The organism is Psychrobacter sp. NG25 (assembly GCF_015234355.1).
GTDB lineage: Bacteria > Pseudomonadota > Gammaproteobacteria > Pseudomonadales > Moraxellaceae > Psychrobacter.
Genome location: NZ_JADGMV010000007.1, coordinates 25287 through 48285, shown reverse-complemented (window position 1 = coordinate 48285; position 22999 = coordinate 25287). Strand labels below are relative to the sequence as shown.

The 22999-nt window shown below is 42.6% G+C and carries 21 protein-coding genes and 2 tRNA genes; 8 read left to right on the top strand and 15 right to left on the bottom strand.

The genetic code is table 11. The features are described from left to right. Positions 1 to 357: 357 nt before the first annotated feature. The 6 genes from IPZ60_RS11310 to IPZ60_RS11285 all read right to left on the bottom strand — a co-directional run bounded on the left by IPZ60_RS11310 (position 358) and on the right by IPZ60_RS11285 (position 5708). Positions 358 to 1422 carry a hypothetical protein gene (locus tag IPZ60_RS11310; RefSeq protein WP_194197896.1) on the bottom strand — a complete coding sequence of 355 codons (1065 nt, stop codon included), beginning with the start codon at positions 1420 to 1422 and terminating at the stop codon, positions 358 to 360. Between the two features lie 54 nt (positions 1423 to 1476). After that, positions 1477 to 3015, bottom strand: a complete 1539-nt coding sequence (locus IPZ60_RS11305; RefSeq protein WP_227669344.1) for a YHYH protein — start codon at positions 3013 to 3015, stop codon at positions 1477 to 1479. Between the two features lie 316 nt (positions 3016 to 3331). Continuing rightward, positions 3332 to 4309 (bottom strand): hypothetical protein, encoded by a 978-nt coding sequence (locus IPZ60_RS11300; protein WP_194197895.1) that lies wholly within the window; start codon positions 4307 to 4309, stop codon positions 3332 to 3334. 100 nt (positions 4310 to 4409) lie between these two features. Next, entirely contained in the window at positions 4410 to 4952 is a 543-nt protein-coding gene (locus IPZ60_RS11295; RefSeq protein ID WP_194197894.1) for a hypothetical protein, read from the bottom strand. Between the two features lie 127 nt (positions 4953 to 5079). Next, on the bottom strand, positions 5080 to 5385 hold the full coding sequence (locus IPZ60_RS11290; protein ID WP_194197893.1) for a hypothetical protein: 306 nt from the start codon (positions 5383 to 5385) through the stop codon (positions 5080 to 5082). 26 nt (positions 5386 to 5411) lie between these two features. Further along, on the bottom strand, positions 5412 to 5708 hold the full coding sequence (locus IPZ60_RS11285) for a hypothetical protein (RefSeq protein WP_194197892.1): 297 nt from the start codon (positions 5706 to 5708) through the stop codon (positions 5412 to 5414). 651 nt (positions 5709 to 6359) lie between these two features. Here IPZ60_RS11285 and IPZ60_RS11280 point away from each other — a divergent pair. After that, positions 6360 to 6902 (top strand): redoxin domain-containing protein, encoded by a 543-nt coding sequence (locus IPZ60_RS11280; protein WP_194197891.1) that lies wholly within the window; start codon positions 6360 to 6362, stop codon positions 6900 to 6902. 206 nt (positions 6903 to 7108) lie between these two features. After that, on the top strand, positions 7109 to 7903 hold the full coding sequence (locus IPZ60_RS11275) for a YdcF family protein (RefSeq protein ID WP_194197890.1): 795 nt from the start codon (positions 7109 to 7111) through the stop codon (positions 7901 to 7903). Positions 7904 to 7963: 60 nt separating this feature from the next. On the opposite strand, the gene IPZ60_RS11270 is transcribed toward IPZ60_RS11275, so the two are convergent. The 7 genes from IPZ60_RS11270 to rsmH all read right to left on the bottom strand — a co-directional run bounded on the left by IPZ60_RS11270 (position 7964) and on the right by rsmH (position 17513). After that, positions 7964 to 8884 carry a putative RNA methyltransferase gene (locus IPZ60_RS11270; RefSeq protein ID WP_320108737.1) on the bottom strand — a complete coding sequence of 307 codons (921 nt, stop codon included), beginning with the start codon at positions 8882 to 8884 and terminating at the stop codon, positions 7964 to 7966. Between the two features lie 214 nt (positions 8885 to 9098). Beyond that, entirely contained in the window at positions 9099 to 10217 is a 1119-nt protein-coding gene (mraY, locus tag IPZ60_RS11265) for a phospho-N-acetylmuramoyl-pentapeptide-transferase (RefSeq protein WP_110923675.1), read from the bottom strand. A 3-nt stretch (positions 10218 to 10220) separates the two neighbouring features. Beyond that, positions 10221 to 11681 carry a UDP-N-acetylmuramoyl-tripeptide--D-alanyl-D-alanine ligase gene (gene murF, locus IPZ60_RS11260; protein WP_194197889.1) on the bottom strand — a complete coding sequence of 487 codons (1461 nt, stop codon included), beginning with the start codon at positions 11679 to 11681 and terminating at the stop codon, positions 10221 to 10223. Between the two features lie 82 nt (positions 11682 to 11763). Continuing rightward, positions 11764 to 13515, bottom strand: a complete 1752-nt coding sequence (locus IPZ60_RS11255) for a UDP-N-acetylmuramoyl-L-alanyl-D-glutamate--2,6-diaminopimelate ligase (protein ID WP_194197888.1) — start codon at positions 13513 to 13515, stop codon at positions 11764 to 11766. Between the two features lie 78 nt (positions 13516 to 13593). After that, the gene (locus IPZ60_RS11250; protein WP_194197887.1) at positions 13594 to 15699 is read right to left on the bottom strand and encodes a penicillin-binding protein 2; all 2106 of its coding nucleotides are present in this window, start codon (positions 15697 to 15699) and stop codon (positions 13594 to 13596) included. Then, positions 15696 to 16178: a cell division protein FtsL gene (locus IPZ60_RS11245; RefSeq protein WP_194197886.1), complete on the bottom strand. Its 483-nt coding sequence runs from the start codon at positions 16176 to 16178 to the stop codon at positions 15696 to 15698. The genes IPZ60_RS11250 and IPZ60_RS11245 overlap by 4 nt, the downstream gene beginning before the upstream one ends. Before the next feature lie 336 nt (positions 16179 to 16514). Next, entirely contained in the window at positions 16515 to 17513 is a 999-nt protein-coding gene (gene rsmH / locus IPZ60_RS11240) for a 16S rRNA (cytosine(1402)-N(4))-methyltransferase RsmH (RefSeq protein ID WP_194197972.1), read from the bottom strand. 447 nt (positions 17514 to 17960) lie between these two features. Here rsmH and gltX point away from each other — a divergent pair, with 447 nt between their 5' ends. The 4 genes from gltX to IPZ60_RS11220 all read left to right on the top strand — a co-directional run bounded on the left by gltX (position 17961) and on the right by IPZ60_RS11220 (position 20412). After that, positions 17961 to 19487, top strand: coding sequence for a glutamate--tRNA ligase (gltX, locus tag IPZ60_RS11235; RefSeq protein WP_194197885.1), 1527 nt, complete (start codon positions 17961 to 17963; stop codon positions 19485 to 19487). Positions 19488 to 19615: 128 nt separating this feature from the next. Then, entirely contained in the window at positions 19616 to 19993 is a 378-nt protein-coding gene (locus tag IPZ60_RS11230) for a hypothetical protein (protein ID WP_194197884.1), read from the top strand. A 122-nt stretch (positions 19994 to 20115) separates the two neighbouring features. After that, positions 20116 to 20191: transfer RNA gene (locus tag IPZ60_RS11225), tRNA-Ala, on the top strand. Positions 20192 to 20336: 145 nt separating this feature from the next. After that, positions 20337 to 20412, top strand: a tRNA-Glu gene (locus tag IPZ60_RS11220). A 135-nt stretch (positions 20413 to 20547) separates the two neighbouring features. On the opposite strand, the gene IPZ60_RS11215 is transcribed toward IPZ60_RS11220, so the two are convergent. Both IPZ60_RS11215 and IPZ60_RS11210 read right to left on the bottom strand, forming a co-directional pair. Further along, positions 20548 to 21153 (bottom strand): hypothetical protein, encoded by a 606-nt coding sequence (locus IPZ60_RS11215; RefSeq protein ID WP_194197883.1) that lies wholly within the window; start codon positions 21151 to 21153, stop codon positions 20548 to 20550. Between the two features lie 33 nt (positions 21154 to 21186). Then, complete coding sequence (locus tag IPZ60_RS11210; protein ID WP_194197882.1) at positions 21187 to 21486, bottom strand: SH3 domain-containing protein; 300 nt, start codon at positions 21484 to 21486, stop codon at positions 21187 to 21189. Between the two features lie 301 nt (positions 21487 to 21787). Here IPZ60_RS11210 and IPZ60_RS11205 point away from each other — a divergent pair, with 301 nt between their 5' ends. Next, positions 21788 to 22441 (top strand): LysE family translocator, encoded by a 654-nt coding sequence (locus IPZ60_RS11205; protein WP_194197881.1) that lies wholly within the window; start codon positions 21788 to 21790, stop codon positions 22439 to 22441. 32 nt (positions 22442 to 22473) lie between these two features. Continuing rightward, positions 22474 to 22932, top strand: coding sequence for a hypothetical protein (locus tag IPZ60_RS11200; protein ID WP_194197880.1), 459 nt, complete (start codon positions 22474 to 22476; stop codon positions 22930 to 22932). Positions 22933 to 22999: the final 67 nt, after the last annotated feature.

Genomic DNA, 22999 nt, shown 5'->3' with positions numbered 1-22999 from the left:
CTTTCGAATACAGTTCCACCATACCCTTAGAGGCAGGCTTGATATATGTTTTTCTAGCTGAGCATTACTCGTGTCAATAGGTAAGTAATGGCAAGCACTTCATCAGAATTTTATGAGATCAATGCTAAGGACGATATTTTGGCAAGCAAGGTAATACTGAATCAGTCAAGTTGTAATGACACGATAGTACCAAGACGGTAACGTTTAAGAGTCGGTAGCTTACTGGTATCTCATTCAAGTAGATTACTCCCTAAATACTTATAGAGACAGATGCTCAGCTTTTCTAAAATAATTCCCGCCAACCTAAATATGTGTGTTGTCAGCTCGTTTGGAACAACACCAATATTTTTCCAGATTTTATGATCCATTTACTGTGTAGCGTACGATAACTTCATTATCGAGTACTACATTGGTTGACCAAATGAATTCAGCATCTGCTTTTTCATTATCAAAAATATCTATGAAATTGGTATAAGCTGATTTGTTGTCTACCCCAATGGTTTGGTTACTATAGGTGGTGGCATTCGGCCAACTAGAGTCATCAAAGTCTGCTTGTTGCCAGTTGGTAGGCAATTCCCAGTGCAGGCCGTAATCTGCCGAACTATCTTGCACATTAGCTGTGGTAACACAATTACTAGATAGTCGCTCGTTACCTGACTCACTAACACAGGACAAGTCTCTAATTGGCGCGGTATAAAAGGTTTGTGCTTTCCAGTTTTCATCGGTCTTGGCGATGATGTTGTTATCTTTATCTTTGATCACAGCGACTAGACCACCGTCTCCTGCATGAAACTCTGAGCCTTGATTACTCTCTGAACCAACACCTAAGTTTTCTTCCCAATCCACCAAATGCATAGCAACGGTAAACGGTGCTTTTGCTTTGAAACGTACAATGTTTGAATTGAACTGAGTAAACGGTACATTGTCACGCCCGACGGCTACGCCATTGACGTACATCTCAAAGTAATTATCTGCAAAGACATAAGCGGTATACACTTCACCATCTGCGTCTATTTCAATGATGTCCGAACCGTCAAGTTGAGCTAAAGCTTCACTTGCGGTGCGATAGTCGTTGCCTGTACAAGGATTGTTTAAGTCAGATGCCACTGGGAAATCTGTATTGAGCAAATTGGTTGCTGCTGGTACTGTCCACGATTTACCATCAGTTGACTGGATACTGCCGATGTTGGTTTGACGACCGCGGTCACATTCATAGGCATTTGTCACGTCAGTCTGAGCAACACCTTGAGTTAAGCTAGCGGTGCCAGTATAGCTGCTGGCATCTGCACTACTATTTACTGATGCTGTCGTTTGCTCATTGGCATCGGTAGCCGCTGAGTCTATCTGAGTTTGGCTACACGCCGCCAGCAATACAGCAGATACTGTCGTGGTTAGCAAAGCAGGTATTAAAATAGGTTTCATTAGGATTCCTTAGCTTGGATGTCTGTATGGCTGATGATGATTATTAGATGCACATTATTTTTTCTGTATGTCATCAGTGCGTTTATAAGTCTGTACGGTCGTACCCTCTGGATCAATAAACTCAAAAGTATAAGTATCTTTGGTCGCTTCAGTAGCGCCCCAACCATAGTTAAGCTTATGCTCTTGACCGTCATGGGTATACGTTAGACTGTATTGAGTCGGACTTATAATCTTGTAATCTGTGATCTCGGCTCCGCGCAAAGGCGTCAGCGCTGGGCGAACGCCATGAGTATGTGCTTGCGGTGAAATTTCATTTTCTGGCGCTTTCGTATCTGGGTTTATAGTGACTTTACCGCGCAAACCTGCAATTAAATACGGAAACTCTGAGGTAGCATGGTATTCATAGCTGCCGTCTTCATTGAATTTGCCTAAATATTCATCAAGCTCATCATCCGTTTCACCATAGACAGGAAAGCCGTCTAGTGCATAAGCAATGGGCTTACCTTCACCAACTTGTGACTGTAGATGGGTTGGTGCAAGATGATAATGGTAATCATCAGCGCGTCCAGAATGCCCGCCCCAATTGTCTAATTCTCCGAATGCTTTGGCATCCTCACCACGATTGTTTAATGGGTTAAATATAGGAATACCATTAGCTGCAATAGCGATGGCCCCTTTCATAAAATTGTCTTTAGCCATCAAAGGCTCATCGGCAAGCTCAGGCTGTAAGGGAATGACCCAACTGTTCTCATTGGTATAATCCTGGTCAATAGGTACTTGCTGTTGCCAACTGGTGATACCTGTCATCATTTCATGGCTTAGAATACCATTTGATTCGACATACAGATATTTATCATCATGGTGAGTACTGACGTTATCGAATGAGCCAAATACTGACGTCATAAAATCAATATCATTGGCTGGTACTGGCAAATGAGCAACCGCCTCTTTAGTCTTTTCACCGATATTTTGGGCCGTCTCAGTACTGCTACAAGCCACAAGCAAAACAGCTGAACCCAATACACCAAAAACTGAATAAGCTACTTTTGACGGTCCGTTTTTCTTGTGGCGTATATTCAAAACATAGAACAAAACCAAACCACTCGCTAAGACCAAGCCACCCAACAGGTAGAAGAACAAGAGAGAGCGTGTGTCACTGTTACTCGTCATAACAGAGGTTGCCGCATCAGCTTTATTTAATACAGTTTCATTGTCATTGGCGATAACAGCAGTATCGCTTGGATTTTGGATAGCCGTTAATTGATTACTACTTACCAGATTTTCAATCACTGCTAGCTGATTGATCGCTTGAATATGGGCGTTTTTTTCCAGAATATAGGTTTGATCATCGGCTGAAAAGTTCGACAAATCAAAAGAAAGCAACTGATGGTGGCTATCCGTTAAATAAACAGTACCGTCTTCTAGTTTGATGAAATCAGCAGCGACACTAGGCTGACCGGTGATCTGCCACTCTTTGGCAGGCATGGTATGTTCACTAAGGTCATGGGCGTAGGCAGAGGTCAGTGATGAAACTTGTATGGCAGTGACAATAGCAAGCAAGCTGAAAGCTTTAGCTGTTTTTGTAAGGGTCATAACATGCTCTCGTTTGGATTGATATTTGAAAGTTAGTCATAGTCAGACAGAGGTACTTATGCGCACCTGTCTAAACGTCGTAGCTACTTATCATTACTCACTCAAAAATTGTAGTGACCAAATAATAAATTCATTGTATTACAGCGATAATATCAATTATTACTTTAGACAAAGTTTAAGAAGTGTTAAGTCCTATTGCGTTTTTTACTATGGAAATCCCATAGACTATATCTTCGCCTGATCTACTATCATTAATCGCCATGCAACGTATGACGATAACTAGCAGTGTTCTTATATAGGACAGAATCGTGCAAAATCAAAAACGCATCCCGCTGTCTTCTAAACACTGCAGCGGATTTTTATCAGACGCACAAGGTTGGATTTTTTTGAGTTCATCAAGCGATAGATATTCAAAATAGTTGGTCAGTGCAACACGAGCATCGGGGTCGTTTATAAAATAACCATCATCATATATTTTATTTTCCCAACTTGGATTCACTCGATACAAATAAGACTTATAGTCTATATTAGCTAATGCCTCGTCAGGGAGCTGATCAAAAGGGCCATCGTAATAGTTATTTTTATAAACATTATTGGCATCAACGCCTACTAATATGGCAAATTTCTCTATAGGCAGGTAGACAAATTGAGTCCTAGCACCCACTTTAAGCACCTCGCCAACAGGATAATAAAACTCATCATCTCTGGATAAAGGATTAATATAATAGAAGTTATTGGTAGTAGGATGAAATGCCAAATAGAGTGTGACTCCCGAATCATCCATCATGGGTAGGTTGACTTCAAAACCTTGACTCTCAAGCGTCTTTACAAAATCAGCATCCGGCTCTATCTGATTAATCTCAATATTTTTTTTGATATTTTTGAAGGTCAATTGATATAAGTTAGGTTGATACTCTTTCAGGCTAAATATTTCTGATGACTTATATAGTTTATGATGCGTTTTAAATTCACCCCGTTCTTTGCCGGCTATGTCATAAAAATATATAAAGGATAAGCTGCCCTGCTGTCTTAACTTATGACCTACCAACATATTGCCTTTTATTAAGTTGCCCTGATGGTAAAAGTTAAAGTAATAATAGCCCTCTGAAGGGTAAATAGTGAGGGTATCGTCAGTCTGTGATAGCACATATTCAAAAACGTCATCTACATTATCAATATCAAGCTCAGTATCTTGATACAGTTCATTGATCATTTTCTCGTTGGTATTTAGGGCAGTGGCTTGAGCAGAATACAAAAAAAGCAGACTCACCAGTAGGTAACAAAAGGTTTTCATGAATACTCTCCAAAATGTGGCTTAGTACATAAAAAATGACAGCTAAATGCTTAACTGTCACTCTGCTTTACTCATAGGTAGCATATGTAGCATTGCTCAATTATTTTGTTAGTTTCATAGACTCAAGTTCAACGTTTTCATCGTTGATCCCTATTTTAGTGGTAATACAGTTATGAGTTTTGCGGGTTTTACCAAATAGATGACCTGCGCTTTGCGCCAGTTCTTCTTCACCACCCGTAAATTCACGTGCTTTAAAAATCTTAAATGATTTTTTGGACCAATGCGAATCAGACTTGCCCCAACGATGCCCTTGGGATTTAGTTTCTGTCATTTGGCTTTCCATAAAAGCGCCACAAACGTCACCATAGCTTTTTTCAATCATGTTATTGTCTTCAGCAAACTTAGTAAGAGCTACTTGCGAGGCGGTTTCTTCCATCGGTGCACTCACTTCAACGGTACTACGTTTACGCTTATGCTTAGGTTCTCTATTCGTTGTACTCCAGTTGTGGTTTCTGATACTCACGTCACTATTCTCAGTTAAAGTACTACCACTTTTGGCACCTGCCATATCATCGGCGGCATGGCTAAGCCCTATTAGAGACATGCTCAGTGTCAGTATCGTTATTTGCTTATAAATATTCATAATATACATCCTTGTGTAAAAGTATTTAATATCAACAAACCACTCTGAATAGCTGAAACTACTGTAAGAAGCTACGTTAGGTTTACCATCAAATGATCCACATGATGGATTTTCTCTCTGAGCCTCTTCAGGGTCTTGATTGATTCTTAAAGTCTTCGATAGCTTCAAGAGCCTTGTCTTTTCTTCTTTGCCAAGGCCATCTAAATCCCTCTTCCTTATCTACTTCAACATCATTTGAATTATTAATGGCACTTGAATGATTACTGATCTGCATTGCTTCTTTTTGCTGCATACTTGAGGGTGTGGCTTCATTGACACTCATCATTGAGGTTTCAGAGATACGCAAGTTTTGGGTATTGATGTCCTCAGCATAGGCGATGGTGGCTAACGGTAGAATACAGATGCTAGCTAAGATGGCTTTCGACAGTTTCATGATTGTAACCCTCTACAGTTAATGAACTAACAGCACTTTGCTCTCTCAGGCGTTGCTACTTCTTTGTCCTTTTTCTGCCAAGGCCAGCGCCACGTTCTTTCTTTGTCCACTTCTACATCGCTGCCGTCTTGAATGGCTTGCGGTTTTTCGCTCATGTGGTCATTTTCGTTGTGCATTTTCATGACTGATGGTGCTACTTCATTGACACTCATCATTGAGGTTTCAGAGATACGTAAATTTTGGGTATTAACGTCTTCAGCATAAGAGATGGTAGTTAACGGTAAAATACAGATGCTGGCGAATACAGCTTTTGCAAATTTCATAGTTATCGTCCTTTACGGTTGCTTAACTCCAATATGTAAGATTGAAAATCCATACAGCCAATTAATTTGATTAGTATAACTAACCAAATTAATTAGTATAACTAGGTATAGCAGAAATATTCATCATTTTCCATGAATATATTCTGTGATAAATATGAACATCTTATTTAAAAGGGTATGCCAGAATACGAGCTCAACTATCCAATTAACTACTGCTCGCTTTTTATCAATGAATAACCAGTGTGGAATGAACTGATAGCACAGCGTGGTGAGTAAGCTTAGGATAGGAACTGGTTATATCTGTCAAATTGATACATAGTGTTTATTTGGTTGTATCGATTGCAGACGAAAACCTATATAAGAGATTCGAAAAAGCCAATGAGATACGAGGTTAAATGTATGACAGCTGCGAAGATACGTTTGGTGAAAGCGCCTATTAGAAATATCTCTAATCAATAGTTAAAGGAACTGAAGATACGTTTTAGATTCATAAAATAAAAAGGATACCGACAGTCATAAAACCTTGCACTCGCTAACAAAAAGCCAACTTCATTGTTGAGCGTTTATTTGTAGTATCGGTACTGATCATATTGAACGATCAATCAAATTCAACATAAATAATTTTTTAATAAAACGATAAGGATAAAAATAATGTCAACAGACTACACTCAAAAACTTCATGCCGGCGTAAAATTCCCAGAGATAGACGTAACCATGCTAAATGGCGAAGTAAAATCACTAGGTACGCCCGAAAATGGCCATGACTGGAAAATGGTCGTGATTTATCGCGGTAAACATTGCCCAAAATGTACTCAATACCTCACTCAGCTTGAGTCTATAAAAGAGTCGTTTGCTAAGGTAGGCGTTGATATCATCGCCATCTCAGGTGATAGCAAAGAGCAACTAGACGCGCACCTAGAAGAGTTAGACATTAACTTCCCTATCGCTTACGGTCTAACTGTTGAGCAGATGCACACGCTAGGTCTATATATCTCTGACCCACGTTCAGAGAAAGAAACCGACCATCCATTCGCTGAGCCTGGCTTGTTTGTCATCAATGCAGAAGGTGATATTCAAATACTTGACATCTCAAATGCACCATTTGCTCGTCCAGATCTAGAAGTGCTTGCTGGCGGCTTGGCTTTCATTAGAAATCCAGAAAATAACTACCCTATCCGTGGTATGCATCGCTAGAAATTGCTTAAGTAGCAGCTTTATATATCTTTCAAAAAAAGAGCTCCCAATTAGGGAGCTCTTTTTTATTTGATGATTGATGACCCGCCTTAAAAATTCATACCCTATCCATCTATCATAATGTACGACTGTGATAATCTTAGACTCGGCACCTTTAAAACCACTCTCTCATATATCGGTTATCTACATACAAGCGTATTATTTCTATGTCAAAAGTATTATTTACCATCACTCGCGTCATCTTATTCACTATCGGTATCGTGATCATCGTTGACTGTGTTGCTTTGATAGCGGTTGGTAAAATTAATTTTGGCTCGGTAGTACCCTTGCTATTAGGGATAGTCTTTGTCGCTCATGGGCTATTTTGGCAAACTATTCGCAGATATTGCTGCCAGAACCTTTGGTTGAACCGACTCTGGTATGGACTGTGGGCTGTATTTACGATTTGGCTCATCAGCTTTATGATCTTTATCTACTCCTTACAGCAGCAGATTACGCTTAGCACACAGCCTGCATCGACCGTGGCAGCGATTATTGTACTGGGTTCAGGGACGGTAGCAGGCAAACCAACACCGACCCTCGCCAAACGCTTGGACACCGCTGTACCACTGATCGAATCACAACCTAATGCATTGATCATAACCAGTGGTGGTGTGGGCTTTCAACGTACACGTAGCGAGGCCGATATTATGGCAACGTACTTACATGAGACCCACGGCATTGCTGTCGAGCATATTTTACAAGAAGGTAGAAGTACCAGTACTGAAGAAAACTTAGCCAATAGCCGAGACATCTTAGAAGCAAACGGGCTGTCTATCGCTGAGCCCATTGCTATTGTGACCAGTGACTTTCATACCATTCGCGCAGCCAGTATTGCCAAGCATCAAGGCTATCAGCAGCCTATTACTGTCGCCAGTCCGACCCCTTTATCCATCCGCTATAATGCTTGGTTCCGAGAGTATTTTGCTTTTGTGAGTGGTTGGCTATTGGGAGAGTATTAATGCTAGCTATATTCTCGTTATCAGCACTATACAGCTATATAGGCATACTGATATAAGCAGCTACTGATCAGTCGTTTTTTGCAAAACATAAACCACAAACTTTGCCTCAGTATTAAATAGCTTTGTTTCAACCGCTGCTAGTAATGCCTGTTTTTTCTCGTTACGTGCACGATACGCATAGGGAGTCATGGTCATCAAATCAGCCAAATCACCTGCTGATAACGTTAGCTCTGTACTGACACGATGAGTATCTAATAGCGTAAAGTAAGGTGACAACTCTGTTAAAAATTTATCAGAATCATGCTCACGAACATCATCAAATAAGGCATCACGCATCGTTGCTAAATGACCTGCATCCGGCTTGGCAATGATTAGATAGCCTTTATCAGCCAGCACTTCAGCAAAAGCCTCTGGCAAAATGGGACTAAAAATACTACTGATGCCCGTCATACTATGAGCGCTTAATGGTAGGTGTGCGGCGCTAGTGACTAACGGATAAATCGCTGTCGTCTGAGTAGATGTCTCTTTATTTTGTTGAGACCACAATTGAGCTGCCATTTTGCTCATTTTAGCCAGCTCAACCACAGCAGGCTTACTGATATCAGCAGCAATGAGAGTATCGATAACTTCCGTGCCCAGTTGCGCTATTGACTGTGTGTAGTAGCCTTCTCCGCAACCAATATCCAACCAATTTACCTGTTCATTTGGCGACAATAACGCCACCATTTTTTGGCAAATTAAATCATTCAATGGCTGATAATGCCCAGCATGCAAAAACCGCTTGCGAGCCTCAATAGATTGCTGACTGTCGCCTGGGGCTTTAGATTTTTTTTGCTGGACTGGTAGTAGATTGACATAACCCTGACGCGCCACATCAAATGGATGTACCGTTTGCTTAGGGTGTAGGCTACCATCACAGCGCCATGTATCCTCAGCAGGCTGTAAAGGGGATTGACAAAGGGGGCAGATAAATAAGGACACAGGTTTCTCAAAGTCATACAAATATGACTGACATTTTAGCAAAATTTGCACTCGTTCATGCAGAAAAGAAGCGGTTAAAAACATGATGACTAGAAAACGAAAAGCCACCTCAAACAGATTTGAAGTGGCTTTTTAGTCAATAATATTGATATTGATTCAACGTCAATCAGAATGACGGTATCGACATAGCTTTAAAGTTAACGAACCTTTAAAGTTAACGTAGCTTTAGAGTCATTAGACCTAAAATAACGAGGATGATAGCGATAATCCAAAACCTTGCCACCACTTGCGTTTCTTTCCAGCCAATTTCTTCAAAGTGATGATGTAATGGTGCCATACGGAAAACGCGTTTTTTGCGCAGTTTATATGAACCAACTTGCAGCATAACAGACAGTGCTTCAGCGACGAACAAACCACCCATAATGGCGAAAGCAATCTCTTGACGGGTCATAACCGCAATTGTACCGAGCATCGCACCGAGGGCAAGTGCGCCGACATCACCCATAAAGACCTGTGCCGGATGCGCATTAAACCATAGGAAGCCAAGCCCTGCACCAATCATCGAGCCACAGACAATAATGACTTCAGAGTTGTAAGCGATATAAGGCACATGTAAGTAATCAGCAAAGCGTACATCACCTGATACATAAGCCATCGCACCCAAACCTGCCGCGACTAAAACCACTGGCAAGATGGCCAAGCCATCTAAACCGTCGGTCAAATTGACAGCATTAGAAGCACCATTAATCACAAAATAGGTAAAGATAATAAAACCAATACCAAATGGCACTGCCGAAAATGGAATCATCCAGTCTTTAAAGATAGGCAATAACAAATCCTGCATCTCGCGAGTAGTTGCAATATCTGGCTGTAACGTCGCGATATAATACAAAGATATACCGACAAATAATGCACCCATCGATAGCCAAAAATATTTTTTGCGAGCGATTAGGCCTTTGGGGTTTTTATATTTAATCTTGAGCCAATCATCTGCCCAACCCACTGCCCCAAAAATAACCATGACAACGAGCAAAATCCAGACATAAGGATTGTTTAGACGTGCCCACAATAGCGTCGATACCCCAATGGCACTGAGAATCAGGACACCACCCATAGTTGGAGTACCAGTCTTAGCCAAATGCGACTGAGGCCCATCGTTACGAATCGCTTGACCGTACTTGAGCGAACGCAGATGTCGAATGACAGGTCCACCCAATGCCATACTAAAAGCAAGCGCGGTCACGACCGCAAGTAATGCTCTCAACGTCAATGAAGAAACCGCAGAAAACGGCGTATAATACTGGCCAAGCCAGCCAAACAACCAAACTAACACCGCCTACTCCTCGACTAGCGCATTTATAAGGGTTTCCATTTCCATGGAACGAGAGCCTTTGAACAACACAGTACAAGGCTTCGCTTGTTGCGCTTGCAAATACGGCTGTAAATACTGTAATAAACTATTTTTATCCGCAAATGCATGGGCGCTGATATCAGCAATCTCTTTCGCGCCAGCTACAGTATAAGGGGCATACTCGCCAACACAAAGCAGCACATTGATGCCTGTGGTCGCAATAGTACGGCCCAAACTTTGGTGCTCACTCACGGCTGCTTCACCGAGCTCACCGATATCACCGAGCACCATCACTTGCGTACCCGTTTGCGCTGCCAATACTTTAGCAGCTGCACGTACCGAATGAGGGTTTGCATTATAAGTGTCATCAATTAGGCGATGCATACCCAGCAACTGGCTGTTCAAACGACCTTTGGCTGGACGGGCATTTTCAAGACCAATCACGATGTCACTGACAGCAATATTGAGCGCGTGTGCACAGGCAGCAGCGGCCAAGGCATTATTGACATTATGCTCACCAGCAAGTGGCAAGTTGATATCATGAACTTGGCTGCCAATATGCAATTTAAACTCACTGCGCTCAGGCTCTACATCGAGATGGCTAGCACTAACGTCCGTATTACCAAAGCCAATTACATGAGACGTCTGCTTTTCAGCGATACGGCGCAATTGATTGGTAAAATCATCCTTGTCAGGAACAATCGCAAACTGGTCATTGGTTAATGTGCTATAAATCTCTGCCTTAGTTTGGCAAATACCTTCACGACTACCGAACTCGCCCAGATGCGCGGTGCCAATATTTAAGATACAAGCTACATCAGGCTGAACAATCTCAGTCGTATAGGCAATCTCACCAATATGATTGGCGCCCAACTCTAAGATAGCATAACGATGATGATCCGACAGCTCAAGCAGCATCATCGGTACACCCAAGTCATTATTTAGGTTGCCACGGGTAATCAGTGTCGGCGCCAATCTACCAAAGATACTACCAAGCATTTCTTTGCAAGTGGTCTTACCGCTAGAACCAGTGATTGCAATCACAGTCAGATCTTTGTGCTGCTGACGACGATAAGCGGCCAACTGACCTAGCGCTAAGCGCGTATCACTCACTACTAACTGCGGAATGCTATTTGGACTGGTGATAGGCCGCGATACGATAGCAGCGATAGCACCTTGTGATGCCGCCATATCGATATAATCATGACCATCAAAATTGTGGCCGCTCAGCGCTAAAAATATATCACCCGGCTTTATCGTGCGGGTATCAGTAGCGATACGATTGCCAGTAACAGCATCGTTGGGCAACGCGGTTTGTCCTGCATTTATTTGTTCTGGTGATAATTGCCAATGACCATCAAGAGATGCTGTCGCAGCAAGCAGATTATCTACTTGCCAGACATACAGCCCTTGCGACTGAGTGGCAGTATCGTTGTCGGCTGTCATAGTGATTACCTTATATGATGACTACTTAATTTTTATAAATATTAGAAATATTTGTGACGTAAAAGCTATCCCATCTGATTGCCTATACTCGGCCCGCTTGTGCTAGCGTTTGCTGCAATATCACACTGTCATCGAAATCATAACGGACATGATTAATCTCTTGATACGTTTCATGGCCTTTACCAGCGATAACGACAATATCATCGGCAGCAGCATGACTGACAGCATACTCAATAGCGGCTTGGCGTGCAGGTTCGATATGCGTACGCTGGTATTGCTCTGTATTCATACCAGCTTGCATGTCTTGCAAAATGACATTGGGGTCTTCAGTACGCGGATTGTCAGCGGTTAAAACAACTTGGTCGGCACCCGCTAGTCCCGCTTGTGCCATCAACGGACGCTTACCAGCATCACGATCGCCACCACAGCCAAACACCGCCCACAGCTGTCCCTTACAATGAGTCTTGAGACTGGCCAGCACTTGGCTCAATGCATCAGGCGTATGGGCATAATCCACGATGAAACAGCCATCATTGGACGGTACACGCTGCATGCGTCCAACAGCACCTTGTAATTGCGGTACAACGGCGGCTATACGCTCAATCTCACTATATATACCATTATCAACATCGTCCGAGCTCACATTAAGCGCCACTGAAGCAGCAATAGCCGCGAGCAAATTAGCGACGTTAAAGCGTCCTAGTAATGGACTCACGATGTTTATATTACTTATATTATGATTACCAGAGCTATCACTTTTAATGCTACTACGCAGAGTAATTTCGACACCTTGTAGGCTTGGCTTAATGTCAGCCGCCACAAAAGTAGCCGTCTTTGATGCATCCAAACTATAAGTCCAAACGATTACATCACTGGCCTGCGCAGTATCGATCATAACCTGCGCATACTCGTCATCGATATTGATAATGGCATGCGTCAAATCAGAAAAATGCGCTTTATCAAACAACTTGGCTTTTGCCGCAGCGTATTCGGCCATATCGGCATGATAATCGAGGTGGTCACGGCTCAAGTTGGTATAAATCGCCACAGACACTGGCATGCCTTGCAAGCGCTGCTGATCTAATCCATGAGAGCTGGCTTCTAATGCTAATAGTTCAGCACGCTCTGTGCCCATTTGATACAAGAACTGCTGGGCCGCTAAGGCATCACCCGTGGTATGGCTGGCCTGTACCAATGCACCAAGTCGACCATTACCCGCTGTACCCATCACTGCACTACTCATGCCAGTTAATTGGGTTAATTGCGCCACCAATTGGCTGATAGTGGTTTTGCCATTGGTACCCGTTACAGCAACGACCCTTGGTAAGGTCACTGACTGCTGATATTGCAAACGAGATTGGATTAAGCTGCCTAAAAAGTCACGAATATTGGGTACGTATAATACTGGACAAGGCAGCGCAGCTAATTGTTGCTGTGCGTTCGAGACACTATTCCCTGATAAGGCGATATCAGTAAAATTTGATACATTCGCCGTAGCAAACAGCGCGATAGGATCGACTTCCGATACAATAAAAGCCGCATTCTTAGCAGCTTGGGATAGATAGTCTCGGCTTTTTTGACAGTTTGGTGTTTGGCTTTTTAAAAGAACAAATGCATCATTCATTTCAAGCTGACGACTGTCTAAACGGAACTGATGAAATGGGATATTAGCGATTACATTTATATGATTCGACTTCTCTTGAGTCGCCGCCTGATTATCCGCTGCCGCTACCATCGTCGTCCATGCCTGCTGCAAACCCTGTTTATGACTGCTATTGGCTTCAAGCAATTGTTGCAAGGTAACAGGAGCATTGCTCGGCGATGAGATAGTCATTGGCAAATCCTAAATAGTTAAAACAAATCGAATAATTAAGCGCTAAACATTCAAAAACGGTCAGTTACCCTTTTACTGCTATGGCTCTTCCGTTTTTAACGGCTTGTCCAAAGGTACATTATATAAACGTAGCGCCTCTTTCATGACGTTATGGAACACAGGGGCTACCGTCAAGCCAGCATAAATTTGACCGCGTGGATCTTCAATGAGCATCACACCCACTAACCTTGGATTAGACGCTGGCGCCATGCCAGCAAAGACGTTGCGGTACTGGTCAGTATAATAGCCACCATCTGGATTGATACGGCGCGATGTACCTGTTTTACCAGCAACACGATAACCATCGATAGCGGCGGCTTTTGCCGTACCACCTTGCTCAGTGACACTTTCTAGCATTTGGACAATCGACATCGCCTTTTCATGCGCCATGATACGCTTGCTCGGCAGCGGCTTATCATTTTTGATAAGAGTCAATGGATGCATGACGCCACCTGCCGCTAGCGCTGAGTAAGCTTGCGCCACCTGTGCCAGAGTCACTTGTAGACCATAACCATAACTGACAGTTGCACGTCGTGCCGTTTCTTTCTCTTTTGGTGTCACGACCAGACCACTGCCCTCACCAGGGAACTTTAATGGTGTCTTCGCACCGAAGCCAAATTGCCTTTGCATATTACTAATAGCATCGGCTGGCAGTGATAGCGCAATCTTGGTAGAGGCCACGTTACTAGATTTCTGTAATAGCGTTGCCAGATTGATCATACCCAGATTATTGTGATCGCGAATAGTATAGCCACGAACACGGATAGATCCAGGATTGGTATCGATTAAAGAAGTCGGCGTATATTTACCAGAATCTAAGGCAGCAGCAACCGTAAATGGCTTCATTACCGAACCTGGCTCAAACACATCAAGGAGTGCACGGTTACGCTGGTTCTCCCCCGTCATCTCATTTAGGTTATTTGAGTTAAATGATGGCCATGTCGACAGTGCAAGCACTTCACCCGTTTGCACATCGACGATCATACCTGTCGACCAACGTGCTTTTTGCAAACGACCTGCTTTTTCTAGCTCTTTATAAAGCAAATACTGCAAGCGCGAATCAATGGTCAACGCCACATCTTTGCCCGGTATTTCTGGTTCAATTTGCTTAATTTCTTTTAGACTATTTTGTTTGGCATCTTTCAATACCAATACCTTACCATCATCACCTGCCAGCTCAGTTTCATACTGACGCTCGATACCGGCACGACCTTCGTAACCACCTTCAGGGTCGCTAGCACTTTGTCCCATAAAGCCCAATAACTGCGAATTTGGTTGCGGCTGCGGATAATAGCGCTGAAAGAAATTCTTTTCATAAATACCAGGGAAATCAAGCGAGCTGACACTCTGAGCAATCTCAGGCGTTACTTTATTCAACAATGGCAGATAATGCGAGCCTGCGCCCGACGGCAGTGCGGCTTTTACTGCTACTTCGTCAGTGACATCAATACTGTCATCAATGGCGGTGACTTTTTTTAACTCGTCGACTGAGATGTTGGCAGCAGCAGCAAGCGTGGTCAGATCCATATTATCTAGACGCTTTTGCATACGCGCCTGTAATTGTGGACTGCTAGGGTTGGTAAGAATAATCCGCTTTAGTTCATAATATTCGCGCGAATAATCATGTGGACTAAAAGACACGGTGGCAAGTGGTGCGCTGACGGCTAATGGCAGGTCATTGCGATCGGTAATCATGCCACGATAGGATTTTTGCGTACGCACACTGGTAATAAGCTCATTACCTTTGTCTTGGTAGAACTGGGCATTAGCGACTTGTAAATAATACGCACGAGCTATGAGTAATCCCAATACGACCAGTGCGATACCCCAAATAGTACGGAAGCGATTCTTATCATGCTCAAAGCCGCCACGAGAGGAAGCGCCAGACGCCTTACCCAAAAATGCTCTTTTGGCTTTTTGATTTTTGACGCTGGTATAGGCACCCTTATCTTCGTTCTTTTTTAGGCGATCAAACAGTTTGGCTTTTCGATTGCCAGAAGATTGTTTTTCAGGCTTGCTGCTTGTTTGTCCAGATTTAGCCGCGCTAGCAGGGCGTAATGGCTTGGTGACCTTGCCACTGGCCGGTTTTTTTCTGGTAGTTTTGACAGTTTTTTTGCCACCAGTATTAGGTTTTTTATCACTCATTGTCCTGCCTCCGCTTCTGCAACATCAGGAGACAAATCCGTAGAAGCCCGTGGTCCAACAGCATATGACTCTTCGTCATCTGAATCAGTAGTGTCCACTGGTACCAATACCGTAGCGGCCCCTGGCTGGATAATGAGCTTGTCTTTAAGGGTTGGTGAGAACATACCCAACTCAGACACAGCACGACTGGCAATTTGCGGTGTCGCACTAAATGTCTGTTGTTCAATGAGCAAGCGCTGGTGCTCAACTTGTAGCTTACGCTCTTGTTTTTTCATGTCTTGCAAGGTTTTATAGTCCTGATGATATTGCTGAACGCCTTCGGCTGTTTTGATACCGCTCCACACGATCGCGGCAGCTATTATTAATAGCACTGCCACATAGATACTGACCACATTAAATCGGCGCACGAATAGTTCGCCGATATCGTTATTATAGGGCGGTGCGGCGCGACGTTTTGTCGGTTTGTCAGATATTGCCATGACGATCTCAAAAATTGAACTTCAAAATATAAAAAGCGATAACCGTCTATGAGTGATGCAACACTCATGAGCCATCAGCACCATCAGAAAAAATAAAGGTAAAGATAAAGGTAAAACCAAACAGACAAAAAAGAAAGCAACTGTCGAGCCTAGCAGAGAATGTTTACAGGTTTTTAACAGCCACGTAACCATTAAAACATCAGTCCTATCTCATAAACAGATAGCTGACCAAATACCATGCCCGAGCGTTGAAACATCTAAGCACTTATATTTCTAAGCACATATATATCCAAGTACTCAGAATAAGTAGATATTTATGTACCAACTATCTAGACTCTACTGGTCGCTGACTGGCAGATAGTCGATATCCGTACGTGTTGCCATACGCAACCATGCACTACGCGAGCGTGGGTTTTGACTGGTTTCAGCTTTGCTCGGACCCACGCGTTTAGGCTTGCTAAAGTAGCGTGGACGATTAGGCGGCATCGGTAGCTTTTCGTCTTCTGGATACTGCCCTTTACTATGACGCTGCAAAAACTGCTTAATACGGCGGTCTTCTAGCGAATGAAAGCTAATGACAGCCAATTGTCCGCCTGATTTCAAAATCGGGATACTTTGCTCTAAAAAGGCATCGACGTCGCCAAGCTCATTATTAATAAAAATACGCATTGCCTGAAAGCTCTGAGTCGCTGGGTGCTTGCCACGCTGCCAGTTAGGATGCGCAACTTTGATTACTTCTGCCAACTCAAGCGTCGATTCATAACTGTCCATCTGCTTGATCGCACGCGCAATACGGCGGCTGTGACGCTCTTCGCCAAAGTCATAAAGCACATTAGCCAACGTTTCATCATCGACTTTCATCAGCCATTCAGCGACCGACTGGCCACGACTGGTATCCATACGCATATCAACCGCACCATCACGCATAAAGCTAAAGCCACGACTGCCATCATCAATCTGCGGTGAGGAAATACCCAAATCCGCCATCAAACCGTCAACTTGCATGATACCCATGGCTGCTAGACTGTCCGTCAATGTCGCAAAGCTGTCATGAACCACTTTCACGCGGCTATCTGTACTTGCCAGCTCTTGAGCCACACTAATGGCTGTCGGGTCTTTGTCAAAGACAATCAACTGTGCATCATCGGCAAGTTGACTTAATAGTAGTCGACTATGTCCACCGCGCCCAAAAGTCGCATCAACGTAAATACCGCTTATCTGCAAGCCGTTCTGGTCGTCATTGCTTTGGTTGATACTGTTTTGAGCATCATTGCCTGTTTGCTTTGGCAAGGACTTGACGCCCAGCACCGCCGCGACGGTTTCTGGTAGAAGCACGGCATCATGAACGAAACTTAATTCGTCAGAGTGGGTATCGTCAGCAGTTTCAGGATGATTTACGTTAGATAGTGGCTTATTTTCTGGCTTATTATTTAATAGTGACACAAACGACTCAGTAGATGGCGACCATATTGGCCAGTAATAGTAAAAAATCAGATGAAAATAAACAAGTTATGCCTTGCTTATCATTATTATCGCAAGGATATATCTGTAGTCAAGCGCTAGAAGGGCTTTTCATTAAAAATATCCTATCTCTCTGTTATACTAGCGCTATATTTTACGCTATTTTTCTACTTTGACGACTATTGTTTCATCCGTATTTTTCATTCAAATATTTCATTCAAATATTTCATTCATATTTGTCATTGCGATTTTTTATTACCCTCTTTCACTGCTAAATTCATTAACCAACACATTCATTAACAAACGTATTCTGAGATTCCTATGACCCAAACATCGACCCAAGCACCAACACGCCCTGTTCGTACTCGTATCGCACCCTCACCGACTGGCTTTCCTCACGTAGGGACAGCTTATATCGCCCTATTTAACTTGGCCTTTGCTAAAGCGCACGGCGGTGAGTTTATTTTGCGTATCGAAGACACTGACCAAACCCGCTCAACCGAGCAATCTGAACAAATGATTTTGGACGCCTTACGTTGGGTCGGTCTAGATTGGAGCGAGGGTCCAGATATCGGTGGTCCACACGCCCCTTATCGTCAGAGCGAGCGTAGCGACATTTATACCAAACACGCCGAGATGCTCATAGAAAAAGACCATGCGTTTCGCTGTTTTTGTACCAGTGAAGAGCTAGACACCATGCGTGCTGAGCAAATGGCCAATGGCGAGACGCCACGTTACGATGGTCGCTGTGCTCACCTTGCACCAGAAACCACTGAAAAACTGGTCGCGGAAGGCAAGCCTCACGTGATTCGTATGCGTGTGCCTACCGAAGGTATCTGCCAAGTACATGACATGCTGCGCGGCACGGTTGAGATTCCTTGGGCCCAAGTCGACATGCAAGTGCTGCTAAAAACAGACGGCATGCCAACATACCATTTAGCCAATGTCGTCGATGATCACTTGATGGATATCAGTCATGTGATGCGCGGTGAAGAGTGGTTAAACTCTGCGCCTAAGCATCAGTTGCTTTATGAATATTTTGGTTGGGAGATGCCAGTACTTTGCCACATGCCATTACTGCGTAACCCAGATAAATCAAAACTGTCTAAGCGTAAAAACCCAACCTCTATCACCTACTATCGTGATGCGGGCGTACTACCTGAAGCATTGCTAAACTATCTCGGTCGTATGGGCTACTCGATGCCAAATGATGCTGAGCAGTTTACCTTAGAAGAAATGATTGCCAGTTTTGACATTCAGCGTGTATCACTGGGCGGCCCTATCTTCGATATCGAAAAACTAAACTGGCTAAACGCAGAGTGGCTACGCGCCCTAACCCCTGAAGAGCTAAAGAACAAAATCCTCGAATGGGCAAGCAATAGCGATAAATTAACCGCTATCGCAGCGGCGATTCAGCCACGTATTGAGTTGCTGTCTGATGCGGTGAATTGGAGTGGCTTCTACTTCCAAAACCTACCTGCTATCAATGCCGAGAGCTTTACGCATAAGTCACTCACCCCTGAGCAAATCATGGACATGCTACAGCTGTCATTATGGCAGTTAGAAGTCTTGCCAACTTGGTCTGAAGAAAACATCTACGCCACCTTAAAAGGTCTGGCCGCTCACCTCGATATCAAGATGCGTGACTTTATGGCGCCGTTCTTTATCGCTATCGCTGGCAGCACGTCATCGACGCCAGTCATGAACTCTATGGCGATTATCGGTGCTGACATGACGCTAACACGCTTGCGTCATGCGGTTGATGTATTGGGTGGCCTCGGTAAAAAGAAACTTAAAAAACTTGAGAAACAAGCGGCTGAGTTACCAGATTTTTTGGCTGCTGAATAGTTTAGCCACTGAGTACTAAATTAACTGAAATTTTTGAATGTAGAAGGGTCAGGCCAGTTCTGACCCTTTTTCATTCTTAATCAGTATTACTACCCTCATACGATTAAACCTCTTAATTGGAAATAAACATGGCCACCAAAACCGTCACGATAGAAAGTAAAGACTATGTCTTTAACACCCTAAAAGAAGCGCAGAAATATTATGATGCCATCGTAAAAGAGCTTTATGATGCAAAGCTTACCCTGACAAAGGGGCAAGACTTTGAAGATTTGAAATGGATATATACTACTTACTGTGGTTATACCAATAATAATCTAGATAAATTAAGTAAGTTTGACATCATTGGCTTCAAAGGTATCAGAACCGTCAGAGAAAAAGGGGGTCAATATGTCCCTACTGAGTGCTGTGTAATTATATTCTCTGATGGTAACTCTAATTGTACCGAAGAAGAGTTTTATACGGATAAAGCCATCAAAGAGATCTCTCTTAAGCAAAATCCACGCTAATTTGGCATTGTTAAGCTATTGAAATAGGCTAAAACACTTTTTTTTGCATATTTATGGATTATTTTTAAAATAGTAGTTGACAGGACTGTCGGTCTTGCATAAAATACGCACACTCTTAGCGAGGGGCTATAGCTCAGTTGGTAGAGCACTTGCATGGCATGCAAGGGGTCAACGGTTCGACTCCGTTTAGCTCCACCATACTATTTATTGCAATGCTCAGTACTACTGAAATTTATAATAGATACTCGCTAGTAGGACGATATCAGCACCTAGGCAATGCTTACTTGTAAGCTATCTGATATTGTGAAGTACCGTTGTAACCATTGGTTATAACACTCTATGCGTCCCCATCGTCTAGAGGCCTAGGACACCGCCCTTTCACGGCGGTAACGGGGGTTCGAATCCCCCTGGGGACGCCACTATTCGGCGTCACTTATTAGCACTGTTGCTTAGCATCAGATTAGACTAGTAAGCGAACAATAAAAAAGCCCAGTCATCATACGGTGACTGGGCTTTTTTATGTCTGTTGGTTTTTATCTAGCATTAATCATAAATCAACACTGTACTAGAACTCTAATAGCAACCAGCTTGTTGTCTAGAAAACTTAGGTATAGCAAATCATCACTCGTCTTTTCACGGACAGAATACATAATGTCATAGGCTTCTTTTATATCGGTAGACTCTATGCCAACGGTATTGTCTGAGACAGTTGCCTTATTTTCATGTACTTCAAATTTTTCAAGGCTTAAACTTTTAGGGCTGAAGTTGTTATCGATTAATATTTCATTGTATTTAATATGAAGCCCGTCAGGAATGCCCACTATTTTCATGATAGCGCCCTGATTATCTGTGATATCAACTTCCATATTGCCATACTGATAAATCGCTTCTTCTTCGCTCTCTCCTATTTCTTCTTCAGTAAAAAAACCGCCACACTCAATGTCACTAAGTTTCTTAAATTCACCGTCGAATATTGTCATGCTTTTAATTTTATCTAAGCTAAACGCTTTACCAATCTCGATTTCTCTTATATTTGCGTCAGAATATTTCTCGATTTTTATATTACTATCGGAAGCTTCTGCATCTGGTGTGGTAATGCCACTGCTACACGAGCAAATTAAAAAAGATATAGCAAATATGAACACATACTTATCAATCACATGACCACCCTCTGAAACTGAAAAATCTTCATACTAACGATCATAACAAGAGACAAACTCTCTAATTGCCCAGCCCCATTGCCTATACTCGCCCTTATAGTAACCTTCTAGATACACCCACGGACGGTTTCTACTATCATAAGTGACCTCTGTGACATACACTTCGCGATCATTACGCAGCTTATTAATAATCTTGCCATTAGGTTCATCGCGGATGTTTAATGGTGTTTCAGTCGGATCTGTTACTTTGCAAACTCTCTCGGCATGCGCGGCACTTATCCCCACAGTCGTCGCAAACAAAGATACAGCAACGGTATAAGCCAAACGTTTCATCTCAAATCCTTATTATCAACAAATGTTTTATCTAATTCTGACATATTATCAGAGTTTAAACTGCCATATCTGCGATTTTTATAAGATATTGACGTTTTATCCATTTCACAGGGACTGAGCGTAAAGTGTGTCTTATGGTTTTCAAACATCTCTTAACCTTACTCTAACTATCAAATGGCTATTGGCACTATTGCTAACTCACTCAATGCTAGATACTATCCACCTTATAAGAGTTTTATAACTTCTATACAGACTGTATGACACACGGATAATTAGGGTTATCAAAACAAAGGGATTTGCTATGTTCGGTATTGAGAACTATCTAGGGTTTATTTTGGCTGCTATTTTATTAAACCTAACTCCAGGCACGGATAGCATGTACATCATTACCCGTAGTATTTCGCAGGGGCAAACGGCAGGGTTTTATTCTGTGTTGGGCATTACTTCGGGCATTCTGGTGCATACGCTACTGGCTTCACTAGGGTTGTCCGTATTGCTTGCCAACTCTCCTACGGCATTTATGCTCGTCAAATATATTGGTGCCGGTTACTTGTGCTATTTGGGTGTCAAAATGCTAATGAGTAAACAGCAGCCCTTGATAGCCAGTAGTTTGCAGGGTAGCGAGAAGCCGAAATTCATCAAACCTTTAGACTATTGGCAAATATACAAGCAAGGTGTACTCACCAATACCTTTAATCCAAAAGTCGCATTATTCTTCCTCGCATTTTTCCCGCAATTCATTGACTCAAGCTACGCTTATGGCATGCTGTCATTTTTAATGTTAGGACTGACCTTTGCTGTTACTGGCTTTATATGGTGCTTGTGTTTGGCACTGCTGGCGTCAAAGTTCAGCAAAAAACTAAGAGAGAATCCAAAAATTGAATCAATGATGAATAAAATAAGCGGTGTCGTATTTATGGGGCTAGGAATTAAGCTGTTGACTGAGAAGAGTTGATAGAATTGGAATACACGGTAGAAGACATAATAATGAACGATGATACTAAGAAAAAATTTACTTTGCTACTTGAAGAGTTACTGAATACCAAATGCTCAGAGCCAAGACAAATAGAAATAAACCTTGAACTAAACAAATTATCTCCCGATCCGTTTTGGAGTGACTATATATTCTGGAGTGAAGAGTATGTACACGAAGATGGGAATGTAAACTACGAGGAGTTTTTTGATAAAATTTCTGAGTACCCAAATTCTTACGAGTATAAAACAAAGAGTCGTATTTTAGAACTGGCTCAAAAGCTTATTACTAGAGATTTTTCTGAGATTAGTGAAGCTGACATAGTAAATGAGATCAATGAATTGTCTCCTGATATCAGTTGGACGAACTATCTTTTTGTCGATAAGACTTGTTTGAACGATGATGGTAGCATCGATAAAGAAATGTTCCTAAATAAAGTGTTTAAAGAGAGCTGGAATGAGAATTTCAGATAAGTTAAGTAAATAGATTTTCAGTTATTTGCTTTCCCTTTTCTCAAACAATAAAAAAGCCCAATCCTCT

Excerpts from the sequence above, each read along its gene's own strand:
- IPZ60_RS11290 (WP_194197893.1), bottom strand. The coding sequence starts at position 5,385 with ATGAAACTGTCGAAAGCCATCTTAGCTAGCATCTGTATTCTACCGTTA.
- IPZ60_RS11250 (WP_194197887.1), bottom strand. The coding sequence starts at position 15,699 with ATGAGTGATAAAAAACCTAATACTGGTGGCAAAAAAACTGTCAAAACT.
- IPZ60_RS11300 (WP_194197895.1), bottom strand. The coding sequence starts at position 4,309 with ATGAAAACCTTTTGTTACCTACTGGTGAGTCTGCTTTTTTTGTATTCT.
- IPZ60_RS11280 (WP_194197891.1), top strand. The coding sequence starts at position 6,360 with ATGTCAACAGACTACACTCAAAAACTTCATGCCGGCGTAAAATTCCCA.
- IPZ60_RS11245 (WP_194197886.1), bottom strand. The coding sequence starts at position 16,178 with ATGGCAATATCTGACAAACCGACAAAACGTCGCGCCGCACCGCCCTAT.
- gltX (WP_194197885.1), top strand. The coding sequence starts at position 17,961 with ATGACCCAAACATCGACCCAAGCACCAACACGCCCTGTTCGTACTCGT.
- IPZ60_RS11310 (WP_194197896.1), bottom strand. The coding sequence starts at position 1,422 with ATGAAACCTATTTTAATACCTGCTTTGCTAACCACGACAGTATCTGCT.
- IPZ60_RS11295 (WP_194197894.1), bottom strand. The coding sequence starts at position 4,952 with ATGAATATTTATAAGCAAATAACGATACTGACACTGAGCATGTCTCTA.
- murF (WP_194197889.1), bottom strand. The coding sequence starts at position 11,681 with ATGACAGCCGACAACGATACTGCCACTCAGTCGCAAGGGCTGTATGTC.
- IPZ60_RS11275 (WP_194197890.1), top strand. The coding sequence starts at position 7,109 with ATGTCAAAAGTATTATTTACCATCACTCGCGTCATCTTATTCACTATC.
- IPZ60_RS11200 (WP_194197880.1), top strand. The coding sequence starts at position 22,474 with ATGAACGATGATACTAAGAAAAAATTTACTTTGCTACTTGAAGAGTTA.
- IPZ60_RS11210 (WP_194197882.1), bottom strand. The coding sequence starts at position 21,486 with ATGAAACGTTTGGCTTATACCGTTGCTGTATCTTTGTTTGCGACGACT.
- IPZ60_RS11305 (WP_227669344.1), bottom strand. The coding sequence starts at position 3,015 with ATGACCCTTACAAAAACAGCTAAAGCTTTCAGCTTGCTTGCTATTGTC.
- IPZ60_RS11285 (WP_194197892.1), bottom strand. The coding sequence starts at position 5,708 with ATGAAATTTGCAAAAGCTGTATTCGCCAGCATCTGTATTTTACCGTTA.
- IPZ60_RS11255 (WP_194197888.1), bottom strand. The coding sequence starts at position 13,515 with ATGACTATCTCATCGCCGAGCAATGCTCCTGTTACCTTGCAACAATTG.
- IPZ60_RS11230 (WP_194197884.1), top strand. The coding sequence starts at position 19,616 with ATGGCCACCAAAACCGTCACGATAGAAAGTAAAGACTATGTCTTTAAC.
- IPZ60_RS11205 (WP_194197881.1), top strand. The coding sequence starts at position 21,788 with ATGTTCGGTATTGAGAACTATCTAGGGTTTATTTTGGCTGCTATTTTA.